We start from the raw sequence: 14,956 nt of genomic DNA, 5'->3' as shown, positions 1-14,956 counted from the left end.
ACGAATTAGCTAACTAACAGCTTGACAATTAAAGCAATAGTCACAACCACAAAGATAGGCTTGATCAGTTGGGCACCTTTTCTCGTCGCAAAGGTTGCTCCGAGGAAAGAACCGAGAATGACACCTAACGCGCCTGAGAGTCCCTTTGAATAGTCAATACTGCCAGTAGTTGCGAATGTGACAAGCGCAGTGAAATTAGCCAGAAAATTAAGCAATTTAGTAGTGCCTGTGGCCCGTAGAAAATCTATGGAAGCCAGAGAAAGTAGCGAAAATACAAGAAAGATACCGGTTCCAGGCCCAAAGAATCCATCGTGGAAGCCGATAGCGCCGCCTGCGAAGATCATGGCCAAAGTGCGCCCAAATGCATGCTTAGAAACAGAGCTTGAGCGTTGTAGCTCACTCGAAGCTGATGAAGCTGCTTCTACTTTAGCTATGCCAAAGCCAGGTTTGAAGATAACAAACAGCGTGATGATAGCCATTAGCGTGACGACGATAGGCTCTGCCCAAGTTGAAGGTAATAGTCCAATACTGCGGCTACCAAGATAGGCTCCGATGATGATTGGTAGTGCCATAAGCTTGCAGGCTGACCAGTCAATTTGCTGCGACTGAGCGAATTTTAACGTGCTAGTCAGTGAGCCGAAGGTGCCACAGAGTTTGTTAGTAGCGATCGCACTTCCTACGGGCAGTCCAGTAAACAACAATCCTGGCAGCATAATCAGCCCGCCACCTCCTGCGATCGCATCTACAAAGCCAGCGACCAATCCTATCGCGAACACCGCTAGCAAAATCATCTACGTTTTTCTCAATATTTGCTCTCTATTCTATTTGTAGGCCTGTTTAGGCGGCTACTGTTCCAGCATGATGTGTAAGATTTCACCTAAGATTCTCACACCGCGTTCTGTTTCTTCTGATGGCAGAGAAAAGTTCAGCCGCAGCGCTGGGTAACCTTGTTCTTTCGGAAAGAAAGCTGCTCCTGATCCGACTAACACTTTTCGTTCGGCAGCAGCGCGACACAGCAATTCGAGATCAATGCGATTAGGTAGCTGAATCCATAGAAACGTACCGCCGTCTGGAACAGTCCAGGTGACGCTAAGCGGAAAGTGTCGAATAAGTGCATCGATCATATAGTCACGGCGATCGCGATGCAGCCGCTTAATCTTTGTCAGTCGTCGCCGATAGTGACCTGAGGCCAGATACTCTTTCACAATCGCCTGCGACGCAGCAGATACGTGCAAGTCATGCAGTAGCTTGCGTTCAACAATTGATTGGCAATCATTACTCGTGACGGCCATATAGCCGACTCGTAGTCCCGGCATCAGCGTCTTGGAGAATGTGCCTACGTAAACCACGCTGCCTCTATTATCGAACGCTTTGATCGGTGGTGGCGTAGTTCCAAAGCTCAATGGCTCGTAGGCATTATCTTCTATAACCAGGCAGCTATATGCCTCAGCAAGCGCTAGTAGCTGTCTGCGATGCTGAGCAGATGTGGTGATGCCAGTAGGATTGTGTAGCGTGCTAATGGTGTAGATCAGCTTCGGCCGATGGCTTTCTAGGTACTGAGCTAGCAAATCTAGATTCATTCCTTCAGCAGTCATCGGAATGCCAATGACCTGAGCACGGCGCTGCTGAAAGATTGAAAGTACACCATGATAAGTCGGCGCTTCTACAACTACTCGATCTCCGGGCATCACATAATGATTAGCTAAAAGAGAAAGCGATTGCATAGAGCCGCTGGTAACAATGAGATCTTCAGGAGAGATCTCTAGCCCTTGCTGTAGAAGAATTTGAACAATTTGATTTCTCAGCTCAAGATTGCCCTGCGGATCGCCAGGTTGAAAGAACGTGTGAGCTGATTTCATCGCACGGCGAGAAATGCGCTGAAGATCTTCAACATCGCTAGCTTGGGGAAAGCCAAGTCCAAAATCGATATAGTCAGGTCGATTGTGAGATCTGAGCGAAGCGGAGTAGATATCAGGGAAAGAGTAAACTCCTTTGGTTGGGAGGATGACTTGCTGAGCGGGATTGAACCGGCGCTGGGCGTAGTCTATAGTTTTGCTGAGCTGCTGATCTTGATGCCCATTAGAAGAGAGCGATCGCAGCTTAGCGCGAGAATAAGAAGGGGTAATAAAATAGCCAGCGCCCTGCTTAGCCTGAACCAGACCGTCGGCCTCTAGAACGCTGTAGGCTTCAATGACCGTGAGCTTGTTGACCTGGGTGGTTTGGGCCAGCGCCCGAATGGAGGGAAGCTGACTATTGGGCGGCAGATGTCCGGTATGAATGAGGTGATGAATGCGATCGCGTATCTGCAAGTAGATTGGTTGTTTGGCTTGGCGATCGAGAGGAATCTTCATCAGCATAGGGCCGACATACGGCAAGGCAGTCTAATCCTAGCCTATCGAAGTTTTAGAAGTCACTGCTGGTACAGTTATGAGAACTTTAGCTAGTACAGTGGCAAAAAGTCGTCAGCGTCGCGAACTGTACTAGTCAAATCTGTGCGATCTGTACCTTCCAATAGCCGCTAACGGCTAGCGATAGTAAGGGTGTTGACCACGAATGCTGTGAGATACCAATTATGAACTTTGCCCGTGATCTAAGGTTTGGCCAACAAGCTTATCTAGGAGTTAATGCCGAAGAAGTTAGTATCGAAGAAGCTAATCCTAAAGAAGTTAGTCTGGAAACCGAATTTCAACGCATCGTCAGCCATCAACAGATAGATCAGCCCGCTCCTAGACGAAAAGCCCTATCAAGCCACCCGCTAAAATCGATCTGGCATCAGGTTGGCCGGGCTCTTGTAGATTTCTTGACAGGTCGGCAAAGGCTATCAATTCGACAGCAGTCAACAACAACAGGTGAGACCCAGTGGATAATCTATGATCCTGTGACTCAAGCTCGATCGTCATTTTTCTCGGAACAGGCTGTGCGCGTGTGGTTAGAAGAGCGTTCAGCTCGCTGATCAGAGTATTTAAGTTCAGAGTATTTGAATAAAGAAGAGTATTTGAATGAGTAGTGAAGTGATTGTGGCGCTATGTTTATTTGCGATCGCCACCTCAATTACCCCCGGTCCAAACAACATCATGCTGCTGGCATCTGGTGTGAATTTTGGCTTCCAGCGTACGTTGCCTCACACTTTAGGAATATCGGGCGGCCTTTTTGTTCTACTCATCTCTGTAGGGCTAGGATTAGGATTTTTGTTCACAACTTTTCCAGTTCTACAGCTTGTGTTGAAGATTGTTGGATCAGCGTACATGCTCTATCTTGCTGTTCGGATTGCGACTAGCCGCTCGCTGGTCTCGAAAGAGCCCAAAGTAGAGAAAAGCAAAGATCAAGCGCTAACAGAAGCTCAGCCGCTTAATATGTTTGAGGCGGCTCTGTTCCAGTGGGTGAATCCAAAGGCTTGGGTAATGGCTATCTCTGGAATGTCTTTATACACCAGCTCGCAGCAGCCAGTAAGATCTACAATCATAGTCACCATTCTGTTTTCTGTTCTCAACTGGCCATGCGTTTGCAGCTGGGCGCTCTTTGGGAGTGCGCTACGCGGTTTTCTAGCAGATCCGGTTCGGCTACGATGGTTCAATGTGGCGATGGGCGCTCTGCTCGCCGCTAGCATTGTTCTGTTGTTGAAATAATTAATTGCACAGAACTGAAGTTGTTTGCGTAGGAAGAGATTACACAAAATGCCACTGAAAATCATTCAAGTAGATGCGTTTACCGATCGACCTTTCGCGGGTAACCCGGCGGCCGTATGTGTGATGGATGAGCCGATAGAAGAGTCTTTGATGCAGGCGATCGCCGCCGAGATGAACCTTTCTGAAACGGCTTTTCTCTCACCGATTGAAGACGGCTATAGTCTGCGATGGTTCACGCCAGCAACAGAAGTCGATTTGTGTGGCCATGCCACGCTTGCTAGTGCCCATGTACTGTGGAGTGAAGGCTATCTAGTTTCGGCAGAGGTTGCTCGCTTTAAAACGAAAAGTGGATGGCTTAGTGCCACCAAAAAAGGCAGCTGGATTGAAATGGACTTCCCAGCTCAGCCAGTAACCGTTACGTCGTATGTTGCCCCGGAGCTGATCAAATCGCTTTGTTGTGGTGGAGACATTCGTACAGTTGCTAGGAATGATATTAACTATCTCATTGAACTCCGCTCAGAAGAAGTATTACGCACCTTAGCCCCGGACTTTGAGGCTGTAAGAAAGCTTCCCGTACATGGGGTGATTGTGACTGCGACAGCCGATAGCGACGAATATGATTTTGTCAGTCGCTACTTTGCTCCTGCGGTGGGTATCAACGAAGATCCCGTAACAGGCTCTGCCCACACATCACTAGCACCCTACTGGCAAGAAAAGCTTGGCAAGTCTAATATGACTGCTCAGCAGCTATCTAAGCGAGGCGGCACCGTTCGCGTGCAGTGCAAAGTGCCTGATAGTAATACAGCGCCTGTCTCTAGCGAGAATCGCATCCTTCTTAGTGGACAAGCTGTAACTACTTTGGAAGGGGACTTTCTATCACCATAATTGCTAGGACCTACCATATTTGTGGTCTTAAGTCCGTTGGAAGATATACACACCTGTGTCCCAAGACGCGATAGATGTAGAGGTGTTAATTCGCGCCGCAAATCGCCCTCTATGTCTTTCAAAGCCTACGATCCTGGTGATTTTTACGATGAGCTTTTTACCGCACCTGGTGTTCCTCGTAGTGCGGCAGCGCTGTTGGTTGAACGGATAGAATCTGTGCCTATCGATAGCCTGATTGTGCGTCAGCAAGCTGCGCAGAATACGCTTTTCAAAATGGGTGTGACGTTCAATGTGTATGGTGATGAGCAGGGATCTGAGAAGGTTTTTCCATTTGATGTGGTTCCTCGCATTATCCCTGGAAAGGATTGGAGCTGGCTAGAAAAGGGATTACAGCAGCGGATCACCGCCCTCAATTGTTTTTTAGACGATATTTACAACGATCAAAAGATTATTGAAGATGGCGTGATTCCACGAGAAACCGTCGAATCGGCCTCTGGATTTTTGCCGCCTTGTATGGGGCTAAAGCCGCCAGGTGGGGTTTGGTGTCATATTACAGGCACTGATCTAGTCCGCGATCGCCAGGGGAGTTGGCACGTATTAGAAGATAACTTGCGCTGTCCTTCGGGCGTCTCGTACGTGCTTGAAAATCGGACGGTGATGAAAAGCTCCTTCCCTAGCCTATTTGAAGCGCTAGATATCAAAGCAGTTGACGACTATCCTTCGCAGTTACTCAGCACGCTAAGAGCCCTTGCACCTGACTACATCAGCAATCCGACCGTTGTTTTGCTAACGCCTGGATCGTTTAATTCAGCCTATTTCGAGCATTCTTTCCTCGCTCAGCAAATGGGCATTACCTTAGTAGAAGGTCCTGATCTAGTCGTAGACGATGGCTATGTCAAAATGCGGACGACCAGAGGGCTGTGTAAGGTAGATGTGATCTATCGTCGAATTGATGACGACTTCATCGATCCTCAAGTTTTTCGCGCTGATTCTATGCTGGGCGTGCCGGGACTGATGGACGTGTATCGTAAAGGGAGAGTGGCGATCGCCAACGCGCCTGGAACTGGCATTGCTGATGACAAGCTGGTTTACGCCTATGTTCCTCAAATGATCAAATACTATCTAAATGAAGAACAAATTATTCCAAACGTGCCAACCTACTTTTGTGAAGATGAAAAGCAACAGTCGCACGTTCTGGCTAATTTAGATTCTTTGGTCGTAAAAGCAACAGACGCCTCAGGCGGCTATGGAATGCTGATTGGCTGTCAGTCTTCTAAAGAAGAACAGCAGGAGTTCGCCCACAGGATTAAGGCTAACCCGAGAGGATATATTGCCCAGCCGACGCTGTCCCTCTCTAGAGTTCCTACGCTAATTGATCAGTCATTTCAGGGGCGACACGTTGATTTACGGCCCTTTATTCTATATGGAAAAGGCAGTGCTCCCTACGTAAACCCAGGCGGACTTACCAGAGTAGCGCTAAAAGAAGGCTCGCTCGTCGTGAATTCTTCGCAAGGCGGCGGCAGTAAGGATACTTGGGTTGTCAATGAGGAGTAAACAACAATGTTAAGTCGGGTTGCAGATTCTATCTATTGGCTGAATCGCTACATTGAGCGAGCTGAAAACGTCGCTCGCTTCGTTGAGGTGAATCTCAACCTATTGATGGATAATCCGGTAGGTGTAACGCAGCAGTGGGAACCGCTGATTGCGGTGACAGGCGATCGCGCGCTCTTTCAAGAACGCTATGGCCAGACAACTTCAACAAATGTATTAAACTTTCTGACGTTTGATATCCATTCACCCAACTCAATTATTTCCTGCGTTCGATCGGCTAGAGAAAATGCGAGATCTGTGCGCGAAACTATCTCATCAGAGATGTGGGAACAGATTAATACGTTTTACTTGATGGTTGAAGATGCCGCCAAGAATAAGCCTGAAGACATCCGTGAAATCTATGCCTTTTATGCAGAGGTGAAGCTAGCTAGCCATCGCTTTGTTGGGGTGATGAATGCGACTTCATCTTGGAACGAAAGCTGGCACTTCGGACGGCTAGGACGACTGTTAGAGCGAGCTGATAAAACCAGTCGCATTCTAGATGTGAAATACTTTTTATTGCTGCCCTCTGTGAAAGCGGTAGGTTCACCTCTAGACAATTTACAGTGGATTTCTTTGCTAAAGTCCGCTAGCGCCTACGAGATGTATCGAAAAGTAGAGCAAGAACTGACGCCTGCTAACGTTGCTCGCTTTTTGATCTTTAATCTTCAGTTTCCTCGTTCGATTAAGTTTTGCCTACGGCACGCAGAAAGGTCTCTAGAAAGCATCATTGGGCCGAGTTCAGATATCTCTTTTTCTAGCCAACGGGAATTAGGTAAGCTACGCGCTGAAATCGAGTATGTCACCTTTGAAGAAATTTTCTCGCATGGGCTGCATGAGTTTCTTGATGGATTACAGCTGCGGCTAAATCAGGTGGGCGATCGCGTTCATGAAGATTTTATTGCCATTCCCCCGTCTGTTCAATCGTCTTCTATCACAGATGCTTTTAATACCTCAGAACAATCGCAAAGTCTTGGCCAGATGAGTCAAACATCCAGCCAGGGGGGCCAAACAGCCAGTCAGACAGCTGGTCAGACGGCCAGTCAGACAGCCAGTCAGCTCACCGCTAACGCAGTAGAGTAGTCTTCTATGCGCTACAACATTACTCATACTACTCACTATCAGTACAGCAGCGTAGTTGAGCTTCATCCCCATACGCTTAGACTCTGTCCCCGTAACGATGGCTCTCAGTGGCTACGCCAGTTCGACCTTACTATTGACCCAGTACCTAGTCGCCGAACCTATTTTCTAGATGCGGATGGCAATACTTGTTTGCAAATCGCGTTTGATACGCCCATAGAAACTTGGAAAATTCAGACAACTAGTGCAGTTAGTACGACTAGAGAAAATCCTTTTGACTATCTAGCTGAGCCCTGGGCTGTACAGCTTCCCATAGACTACCCTAGTTCGCTAGCGTCGCAGCTTCAGCCATATCTAAGTAGACCAATAGGCTCGGGCGTTGGAGATGCGATCGCCCCCGAAGTCATTCAGCTAGCACAGTCTATCTACCAAGAAACTAGCGGGAACGTCGGCTATTTTCTGACTCGCCTGACGCAGTTTATTCCAAACGAGTGTGCCTATGAGCAACGCCTAGAAGGCATGCCCTATCCTGCGGCGCTTACCTTACAAAAGAAAGTAGGAACTTGCCGAGACTTCACTGTGCTATTTATGGCGGTCTGTCAGGCGGTAGGGCTCGCGGCTAGGTTTGTGAGCGGCTATCAAGAAGGTGATCTAGAAACAAGCCAAGAAGATTTATCGCATGATCTACATGCGTGGGCAGAAGTATATGTGCCAGGCGGCGGCTGGCGAGGATTTGATCCTACTTTGGGGCTGGCCGTCAGCGATCGGCATATTGCGATCGCCGCTGCCGTTGATCCAAGACAAGCCGCGCCGGTTTCTGGCACGTTGAAACCAGGCCAATCAGTCAAGACAACCCTCGATACCAACATTCGGTTGACATCAAACTAACCGCTCTGTGGAAACGCTCTGTGGATCTCTGGTAGGCGCCAACCCTCAGTCCGGTTGGTGAACAACCATGACAGAACAGGTGGCGTGATGGACCACATAGTTGCTAACGCTGCCCAACAGCATTTCACTTAGGCCCTTGCGTCCATGGCTGCCAACAACAATTAAATCTGCTTTCCACACCTTACCAAGTTTACAAATAACAGGCCCCGCCATCCCTACCTCCTGAGCAAAATCAGCAGATACCTTGACGGCTTTGGCTTTCTCAGCAAAGTCTTCTAGCAGTTTGAGGCTATCTGTCTGTAGCCTGCGGTATTGATCTTCATACTCTCTCCAATCCATATCAGTGTAAGGAGAGAACATCATACTACTGTCTCTTTCTAGCGCTAAAACATTGAGTAGTTTTAACTCTGATTGTGTGGCTTGTGCCAAGTCGAGCGCCTGTTCAAAAACGCTTTGACAGGTGTCATCGTAGTCCAACGCAGTCAAAATCTTTTGAATCATCTTAACTTGTCCTTTTTTAGTCTAATTTCGATAGAATTCACCGAGTGGTGCTTAGCGAGTGGAGGAGAGTACTTGGTGCTGTGGATCTACTCGATTGACGAAGATTGCAAATGGCAGCATTGGTAGCATTGGCAATAAACAAATCAGCCATTGCCCCCAGGTTAAAGGTGCTGTTTCAAAAAGCGTATTCATCAAAGACCATTGGCTAAAGAGCACTTGCAGGGCGATCGCCCCTCCAATACCCAAAAGCAGAAAAGGTGCACTGGTTACCGCAACAGAGCGATCGCGTAACCATGCCAGCAAATTAGCACCTAGCTGGCTAATGCTTAATAGATAAACAATTCGAGCTGCGACTAAGGCTTGAATTGCCATTGTCCGCGCCACAACAACATCGTCGAAGGTGATTTTTGCCCACTCAAACATGCCAAAGATCAAAACCCAGTTAAACAAAGACACGAGCAGAATGCGCTTAAGCAATAACCCTGTAATCAACGGTTCTTTCGGGTTTCGCGGCGGCTGTCGCATGGCATTCTTTGACTTAGGCTCAAATGCCAGCGGCACCGTCATCGTCAAAGAATTAATCATATTTAGCCAGAGAACTTGCAGCGATAGAATCGGTAACTCTCTAGCCAACAGTACGCTGATTAAAATCGTCATCGACTCGCCGCCATTCACAGGTAACAGAAACGCGATCGCCTTGCGTAGATTTTGATAGACCGTCCGTCCTTCTTCTACTGCCGCCTCAATTGAGGCAAAGTTGTCGTCGGTCAAAAGCATATCTGCCGCTTCTCTGGCCACTTCGGTACCGCCTTTGCCCATGGCAATTCCGATATCTGCTTGTTTAAGAGCAGGCGCGTCATTCACCCCGTCCCCGGTCATCGCCACGATCTCTCCTTGCGATTGGAGCGCTTCGACTAGCCTGAGCTTTTGGGCAGGCGCTACCCTCGCAAACACATCTCCCGCTTCGACTGTTCTAGCTAGCTCATCGTCTGGCATTGGCACTAGCGCGCGTCCTTCAAACGCTAGAACCTCCTTGGTTTGTTGAATATTCATCCGCCGGGCGATCGTTCGAGCCGTTGAGATATGATCGCCTGTAACCATCTTGATCCGAATGCCCGCGTTCCGACAAGCATGAACGGCTGCGATCGCCTCCGGACGCGGCGGATCAATCATCCCCTGCAATCCTAAAAACACCAGCCCTGTTTCCACATCTTCATGCTCAATCGCATGGACGTGAGAACCTACTCTCTTATAAGCAAATGCCAGAACTCTTAGCGCCTGCGCTGTCATTGCTTCAACCGCTTGAACAATCGATGAGTGATTTAGCGGGATAATCTCGCCTTGAGTATCTACCATCTGGCTACAGCGACTTAGAATGGCTTCAACTGAGCCTTTGATATAGATCACCCGAGAAGTAGCATCGTGCAGCGTCGCCATATATTGATACTGAGACTCAAAGGGAATAGCATCCAAGCGAGGGTTACGGGCAACCAGTCCAGATTGGGTAAACTCTGCCTTGACCGCCGCTGCAAGTAGCGCGCCCTCAGTCGGATCGCCGACTACAGACCACTGCTCTTCCTCTTGCTTTAGCTGAGCATCGTTGCACAGCACCCCTGCTGTCAGACAGGTTTGCAGTGCTTTAGGGAGCTCTCCTTCAAACGGGTGCTCTAAATCTCCATCCTTTCCCTCTTTCAAAAGAACAATCTCTCCCTTTGGCCCATAGCCACTGCCACTCACTCGGTAGTGCTGCTCGCCAGCATAAACTGCCTGCACAGTCATTTGATTTTCGGTCAGCGTGCCTGTCTTATCAGAGCAAACTACGGTCGCGCTGCCTAGCGCTTCAACTGCAGGTAGCTTGCGCACAATAGCGTTACGCTGCGCCATGCGATTCACGCCAATTGCTAGAGTGATGGTGACCACCGCCGGTAAGCCTTCTGGAATGGCACTGACTGCTAGCGCCACCACCGCCTCAAACATATACACCCAGGATTCGCCCTGACCCAGCCCAATTACAAAAGTCAGCGTCGCCAGGGTCAAAATGGCATAGAGCAACAGGCGACTAAATTTAGAAAATTTGCGAGTCAGCGGCGTACTCAGATTGACACTGTTTCCCATTGACTGCGAGATCTGACCGACTTCAGTCGCTTCTGCCGTCGCGACCACCACGCCTCTCCCTTGCCCAAATGTTACAAAACTACCGGCATAGGCCATATTTATCCGCTCCGCCAGCGGCGTTTCAACCGGTAAGGGACGCACAAACTTTTCAACCGGGAGCGATTCTCCTGTCAGCGCCGATTCATCTACTTGCAAACTGCGCGTTTTGAACAATCTCACATCGGCGGGCACTTTGTCCCCTGAGCTCAGTAGCACCACATCGCCAACCACTAAGTCTCGTGAGGGCAATTGCAGCGTTTGCCCATCGCGAAGCACAGTAGCCTCTGTTGTTACTGCCTTTGATAGGGAGGCGATCGCATCTTCTGCTTTGGCCTCTTGAACATAGCCAATGATGGCATTAAGGACCATCACGCCCCAAATGACACCTGCATTCGTCCAAGATCCTAAAAAAGCTTTGACTGCGCCTGCCAACAACAAAATATAGAGTAGCGGCTGATGAAACTGTAGTAAGAACCTTAGCCAGGCAGGCTTTCCTGGTATGACAGGCAGCTCGTTCCAACCGTCAGTTTCATAGCGCTTTGCGACTTTCTCTGCGCTCAAGCCGTTTTCTAAATCACTGTCTAGGCGCTTGACAACTTCAGAAACATCATCTTGAAATGGAGAGAATTGTAACTTGCGTTTTCCTTTGACTTCTGGCATGGCAGAAAGCCTCTCGATTACCTTCGTAATTCGATGTTAGCAAACGTAAAAGAGGAGCGAGTCTTACTTTTGTGTATCCAAAGTTGTTATCCTTGATACTACTCTATGTCTCTCATAGAGTTTGTTACTTTAAAAAGCTTTCCCCAGAAGAAAGACAACAGTAGTGTACTGATGAGCACTGTCAATACTAGATACCGTGTCTCTAATGAAATTGACTAGACGTTCTGGTTTCTAGGGCGCTGAAGCGTATGAACGACGCCTGTTGTAGTTATCTCTCACTAGGCGAATGGGATAATTCTGGCCGTCAAGTTGGAGATAGCGTTTCCCTCCGCGGTTGAGCCGATGCGTGATTATTTTCTATAGCTAGCATTGGTATAAAAACCCAAACTGAGATGTTAATCTTCCTGAATTTCTACTCGATTCCAAGCAATCTCTGGCAAATGGCTAGATGCCTCTGCCAGCGCCCGCTCCCAATATTCGCGAATTTTGTCTAGATACGGGTCGTCTTCTTGTAATCTGACCCGGTTGCGAATTTCTAAAGCGTCTGTTTCATACAGCACCATATCAATTGGCGGACCGACTGAAATATTAGAGCGCATCGTTGAATCTAAAGAGAGCAAAGCCGTTTTTGCTGCTTTCTCTAATGATGATTCATAGCTAATTGTTCTATCTAGAATCGGCTTGCCATACTTTGTTTCCCCAATCTGTAGGAAAGGCGTCTCCGGGGTTGCCTCAATGAAGTTTCCCTGACTGTAGACAAGATAGATACCAGGTTCTTCGCCTGCTACTTGTCCACCGACGATAAACGTACTTTGGTAGTCAATACCGTCTTTCTCTAGCCAGGTGCGTTCTCGATCTTGAATCGTGCGTAGCTTTTGGCCGATGTAGCTAGCGACATCATGTAGAGAAGATAGCGTGTACAGATTGACTACATCTTCAGCCACCGATTCAATATCTTGACGAATGCTGTGCAATACCGCTTGAGAAGTAGAAAGGCTGCCAGCAGTGCAAAGGACAATGACGCGATCGCCCGGCACTGAGAAGTCAAACAGCTTTTGATAAGAGGAGATATAGTCTACTCCCGCGTTGGTCCTGGAGTCGGCTGCGAATACCAGACCCTTCTCCACCCTGACACCTAGACAATAGGTCATAACTTTTCATAACAGACAAATGCCTATAGACATTACCAGAACGCGGATTGACTTTCGCTATTACCATAGGTAGAGGTGAATCTAGAAACCATCACTACACAGCATAGATAGTCACCAACTGATGACAAGCTAACTGCTTAGGTTTGCTCTGTAGATTCCCAAGGCTAGATCTCAAACGTTAGGTAATTGGCAGTTAGCCTTGAATCATGCTCAAATATGTTCCGACTTTATATGATGCAGTTTGGTGAGGGCAGCATTCCTCAAACATCGACGGCGGCGTATGTGGTAAATAAAGATTAAAACAACGCGTGCTAACAGCATTTCTATGACCAACCTCAGCGTCAATCTTAATAAAGTTGCTATGCTACGCAATGCCCGTCCTCTCACCATTCCTAGCGTCGTCAAGATGGGAGAGATCAGCATTGCTGCCGGAGCCCATGGTCTTACTGTTCACCCCCGACCAGACGAACGCCATATCCGCCGCACCGACGTATATGACCTCGCTAGCCTATTGGAAGAGCACCCTACTATTGAGTACAACATCGAGGGAAACCCGCTCGAATTTCCCTTCATGGATATCATTCGAGAAGTCAAGCCGGATCAATGCACATTAGTGCCTGACGACCCAACTCAAAATACCTCTGACCACGGGTGGAACGTGACTAGAGATGGAGAAACGCTAAAACCCATTATTGGTGAGCTGAACGCGTTAGGATGCCGGGTCAGTCTATTTATGGACCCAGATATAGAACAAATCAAGCTTGTCCCACGATTAGGTTGTGAAAGAATTGAGCTGTATACAGAACCCTACGCGACTGCCTACCGAGAGGGAAAAGGACGAGAAAGCTTTGAGATCTACAAAGCCGCCGCCGCCTGTGCTCAATCTGTTGGTCTTGGGATTAACGGCGGCCATGACTTGAATCTGGATAATCTGCCTATGTTCAAAGAGATTCCAAATCTGTTAGAAGTCTCTATCGGACATGCGCTTACAGCCGATGCCTTGGAGATGGGATATGCCAACGCTGTCAAGGCCTATCTAGAGGCTTTGAAGTAACGCTTTCTAGCATTGATGACATAATGAAAGTAGACGTATCATGCTGATACCCATGACTTTCACTTGGCCTAATACCAAAAACGAGACAGCTCGTCGGTTAGCTCGTCATGAACTGCCCACCATGTACGACTTGCCGAGTGAGTTTCCTGAGGAGCCTGGTTTGCCAGACGTTTTTCACCATTCGCAGCCTGAGCTTTTAAGTCTCTCTCTAGCTCTGTCAGACTACACTGACGAAGACTATTTTATCGGCACCGATCTAAATGTTTACTACGACCTAGACCATCCACTTTGGCACAAGCGCCCAGACTGGTTTATAGCCGTCGGTGTACCGCCTTTATACGAAGGCCGCGATATGCGGCTGAGCTATGTCACTTGGCAAGAACCTGTCAATCCATACCTTATCATCGAGCTGATTTCTCCTGGAACAGAAGACGAAGACTTGGGAAAGACTATCTCACCTCCAGAATCGCCACCCAACAAATGGACTGTCTACGAACAAATTTTGCAAGTTCCTTACTATGTCGTCTTCAATCGCTACACAGATGAATTGAAGGTGTTCAAGCTCGAAGCTGGGCAGTATAGACAACAAACACTATCGGACAATCGATTTTGGATCCCGGAGTTGGAGATTGGTATAGGACTCTGGCATGGGACTTATAGACAGGGAAATCTGAGACTCTGGCTACGATGGTATGGCGAGAGTGGAGAGTGGCTGCTGACAAGGGCAGAAGCTGAAAGGCAAAGAGCAGAAGCTGAAAAGCAAAGAGCAGAAGTCGAAAAGCAAAGGGCTAATGCTCTCGAAGCGAAACTCGCAGCTCTCCAAGCACAGATGAAGCGTCAGGGAATCGATCTAGACACGCTACTCTAGTCAAACGCTGAGCTTCAGCTAACTTTGACGGTTAGCCCCTCATACATTTGACTATCGCTAGTCTTTCTCGATGTAAATGCTTGGTGTCAACATGGTTCAGCGTCATTTTACAGATACAGAATGGGAGCCTAGAGTTGGCTATTGCCGTGCGCTCCGTGCAGGTAAAACCATCTATCTTTCTGGCACAGCGCCAATTGCAACAGACGGCAGTACCTTCGCGCCTGGTCATGCCTATGCCCAAGCTTGTCGCTGCTTTGAAATTATCAGGGATACGCTTGCTGCAATGGATGCGGGGCTGCATCAAGTCGTTCGCACCCGCATGTATGTCACTGATATTAGTCAATGGGAAGCCTTTGGCAAAGCGCATCAAGAATTCTTTGGAGAACATCCTCCTGTGACGGCAATGGTAGAAGTGAAGGGTCTGATCAATCCAGATATGCTGATTGAAGTCGAAGCGGAGGCTTTCACCGAAGGGTAGCTAGCCACAGATGCTTCTAAA

General features: G+C 48.3%; 14 protein-coding genes. 9 read left to right on the top strand and 5 right to left on the bottom strand.

The window, feature by feature from the left end; translation table 11 throughout:
* Positions 1–5 precede the first annotated feature (5 nt).
* Positions 6–791 (bottom strand): TSUP family transporter, encoded by a 786-nt coding sequence (locus S7335_RS04270; protein ID WP_006457694.1) that lies wholly within the window; start codon positions 789–791, stop codon positions 6–8.
* Positions 792–845: 54 nt separating this feature from the next.
* Positions 846–2,357, bottom strand: a complete 1,512-nt coding sequence (locus S7335_RS04265) for a PLP-dependent aminotransferase family protein (RefSeq protein ID WP_006457447.1) — start codon at positions 2,355–2,357, stop codon at positions 846–848.
* Positions 2,358–2,572: 215 nt separating this feature from the next.
* On the opposite strand from S7335_RS04265, the gene S7335_RS04260 reads away from it, so the two are divergent.
* The 6 genes from S7335_RS04260 (at position 2,573) to S7335_RS04235 (ending at position 8,069) form a co-directional block, all read left to right on the top strand.
* Positions 2,573–2,953 carry a hypothetical protein gene (locus tag S7335_RS04260; RefSeq protein WP_006454918.1) on the top strand — a complete coding sequence of 127 codons (381 nt, stop codon included), beginning with the start codon at positions 2,573–2,575 and terminating at the stop codon, positions 2,951–2,953.
* A 46-nt stretch (positions 2,954–2,999) separates the two neighbouring features.
* Positions 3,000–3,626, top strand: coding sequence for a LysE family translocator (locus S7335_RS04255; RefSeq protein WP_006456441.1), 627 nt, complete (start codon positions 3,000–3,002; stop codon positions 3,624–3,626).
* Between the two features lie 48 nt (positions 3,627–3,674).
* Positions 3,675–4,511 carry a PhzF family phenazine biosynthesis protein gene (locus S7335_RS04250; protein ID WP_006456701.1) on the top strand — a complete coding sequence of 279 codons (837 nt, stop codon included), beginning with the start codon at positions 3,675–3,677 and terminating at the stop codon, positions 4,509–4,511.
* A 111-nt stretch (positions 4,512–4,622) separates the two neighbouring features.
* On the top strand, positions 4,623–6,065 hold the full coding sequence (locus S7335_RS04245; RefSeq protein WP_006454879.1) for a circularly permuted type 2 ATP-grasp protein: 1,443 nt from the start codon (positions 4,623–4,625) through the stop codon (positions 6,063–6,065).
* 6 nt (positions 6,066–6,071) lie between these two features.
* Positions 6,072–7,184, top strand: a complete 1,113-nt coding sequence (locus S7335_RS04240; RefSeq protein ID WP_006454257.1) for an alpha-E domain-containing protein — start codon at positions 6,072–6,074, stop codon at positions 7,182–7,184.
* Positions 7,185–7,190: 6 nt separating this feature from the next.
* Complete coding sequence (locus S7335_RS04235) at positions 7,191–8,069, top strand: transglutaminase family protein (protein WP_006455731.1); 879 nt, start codon at positions 7,191–7,193, stop codon at positions 8,067–8,069.
* 45 nt (positions 8,070–8,114) lie between these two features.
* Here the strand turns inward: S7335_RS04235 and S7335_RS04230 are convergent, their stop codons facing one another.
* From S7335_RS04230 to S7335_RS04220, 3 genes are all read right to left on the bottom strand, one after another.
* On the bottom strand, positions 8,115–8,570 hold the full coding sequence (locus S7335_RS04230; protein WP_006456182.1) for a universal stress protein: 456 nt from the start codon (positions 8,568–8,570) through the stop codon (positions 8,115–8,117).
* Between the two features lie 51 nt (positions 8,571–8,621).
* The gene (locus tag S7335_RS04225) at positions 8,622–11,384 is read right to left on the bottom strand and encodes a cation-transporting P-type ATPase (RefSeq protein ID WP_006456866.1); all 2,763 of its coding nucleotides are present in this window, start codon (positions 11,382–11,384) and stop codon (positions 8,622–8,624) included.
* A 395-nt stretch (positions 11,385–11,779) separates the two neighbouring features.
* Positions 11,780–12,535 carry a proteasome-type protease gene (locus tag S7335_RS04220; RefSeq protein WP_006456792.1) on the bottom strand — a complete coding sequence of 252 codons (756 nt, stop codon included), beginning with the start codon at positions 12,533–12,535 and terminating at the stop codon, positions 11,780–11,782.
* A 325-nt stretch (positions 12,536–12,860) separates the two neighbouring features.
* Here S7335_RS04220 and S7335_RS04215 point away from each other — a divergent pair, with 325 nt between their 5' ends.
* The 3 genes from S7335_RS04215 to S7335_RS04205 all read left to right on the top strand — a co-directional run bounded on the left by S7335_RS04215 (position 12,861) and on the right by S7335_RS04205 (position 14,935).
* The gene (locus tag S7335_RS04215; RefSeq protein ID WP_006456452.1) at positions 12,861–13,589 is read left to right on the top strand and encodes a pyridoxine 5'-phosphate synthase; all 729 of its coding nucleotides are present in this window, start codon (positions 12,861–12,863) and stop codon (positions 13,587–13,589) included.
* Positions 13,590–13,641: 52 nt separating this feature from the next.
* Positions 13,642–14,457, top strand: a complete 816-nt coding sequence (locus S7335_RS04210; RefSeq protein WP_050765771.1) for a Uma2 family endonuclease — start codon at positions 13,642–13,644, stop codon at positions 14,455–14,457.
* Between the two features lie 91 nt (positions 14,458–14,548).
* Complete coding sequence (locus S7335_RS04205; RefSeq protein WP_006453474.1) at positions 14,549–14,935, top strand: RidA family protein; 387 nt, start codon at positions 14,549–14,551, stop codon at positions 14,933–14,935.
* Positions 14,936–14,956 lie beyond the last annotated feature (21 nt).

This window comes from Synechococcus sp. PCC 7335 (genome assembly GCF_000155595.1).
In the GTDB taxonomy this organism is placed as follows: domain Bacteria; phylum Cyanobacteriota; class Cyanobacteriia; order Phormidesmidales; family Phormidesmidaceae; genus Phormidesmis.
Note: the sequence above shows the minus strand (reverse complement) of the source record. Positions and strands in the feature narration are given on the sequence as shown.

Bases quoted from the DNA above. Each gene is read 5' to 3' on its own strand.
- S7335_RS04270 (WP_006457694.1), bottom strand. From the start codon at position 791: ATGATTTTGCTAGCGGTGTTCGCGATAGGATTGGTCGCTGGCTTTGTA.
- S7335_RS04265 (WP_006457447.1), bottom strand. From the start codon at position 2,357: ATGCTGATGAAGATTCCTCTCGATCGCCAAGCCAAACAACCAATCTAC.
- S7335_RS04260 (WP_006454918.1), top strand. From the start codon at position 2,573: ATGAACTTTGCCCGTGATCTAAGGTTTGGCCAACAAGCTTATCTAGGA.
- S7335_RS04255 (WP_006456441.1), top strand. From the start codon at position 3,000: ATGAGTAGTGAAGTGATTGTGGCGCTATGTTTATTTGCGATCGCCACC.
- S7335_RS04250 (WP_006456701.1), top strand. From the start codon at position 3,675: ATGCCACTGAAAATCATTCAAGTAGATGCGTTTACCGATCGACCTTTC.
- S7335_RS04245 (WP_006454879.1), top strand. From the start codon at position 4,623: ATGTCTTTCAAAGCCTACGATCCTGGTGATTTTTACGATGAGCTTTTT.
- S7335_RS04240 (WP_006454257.1), top strand. From the start codon at position 6,072: ATGTTAAGTCGGGTTGCAGATTCTATCTATTGGCTGAATCGCTACATT.
- S7335_RS04235 (WP_006455731.1), top strand. From the start codon at position 7,191: ATGCGCTACAACATTACTCATACTACTCACTATCAGTACAGCAGCGTA.
- S7335_RS04230 (WP_006456182.1), bottom strand. From the start codon at position 8,570: ATGATTCAAAAGATTTTGACTGCGTTGGACTACGATGACACCTGTCAA.
- S7335_RS04225 (WP_006456866.1), bottom strand. From the start codon at position 11,384: ATGCCAGAAGTCAAAGGAAAACGCAAGTTACAATTCTCTCCATTTCAA.
- S7335_RS04220 (WP_006456792.1), bottom strand. From the start codon at position 12,535: ATGACCTATTGTCTAGGTGTCAGGGTGGAGAAGGGTCTGGTATTCGCA.
- S7335_RS04215 (WP_006456452.1), top strand. From the start codon at position 12,861: ATGACCAACCTCAGCGTCAATCTTAATAAAGTTGCTATGCTACGCAAT.
- S7335_RS04210 (WP_050765771.1), top strand. From the start codon at position 13,642: ATGACTTTCACTTGGCCTAATACCAAAAACGAGACAGCTCGTCGGTTA.
- S7335_RS04205 (WP_006453474.1), top strand. From the start codon at position 14,549: ATGGTTCAGCGTCATTTTACAGATACAGAATGGGAGCCTAGAGTTGGC.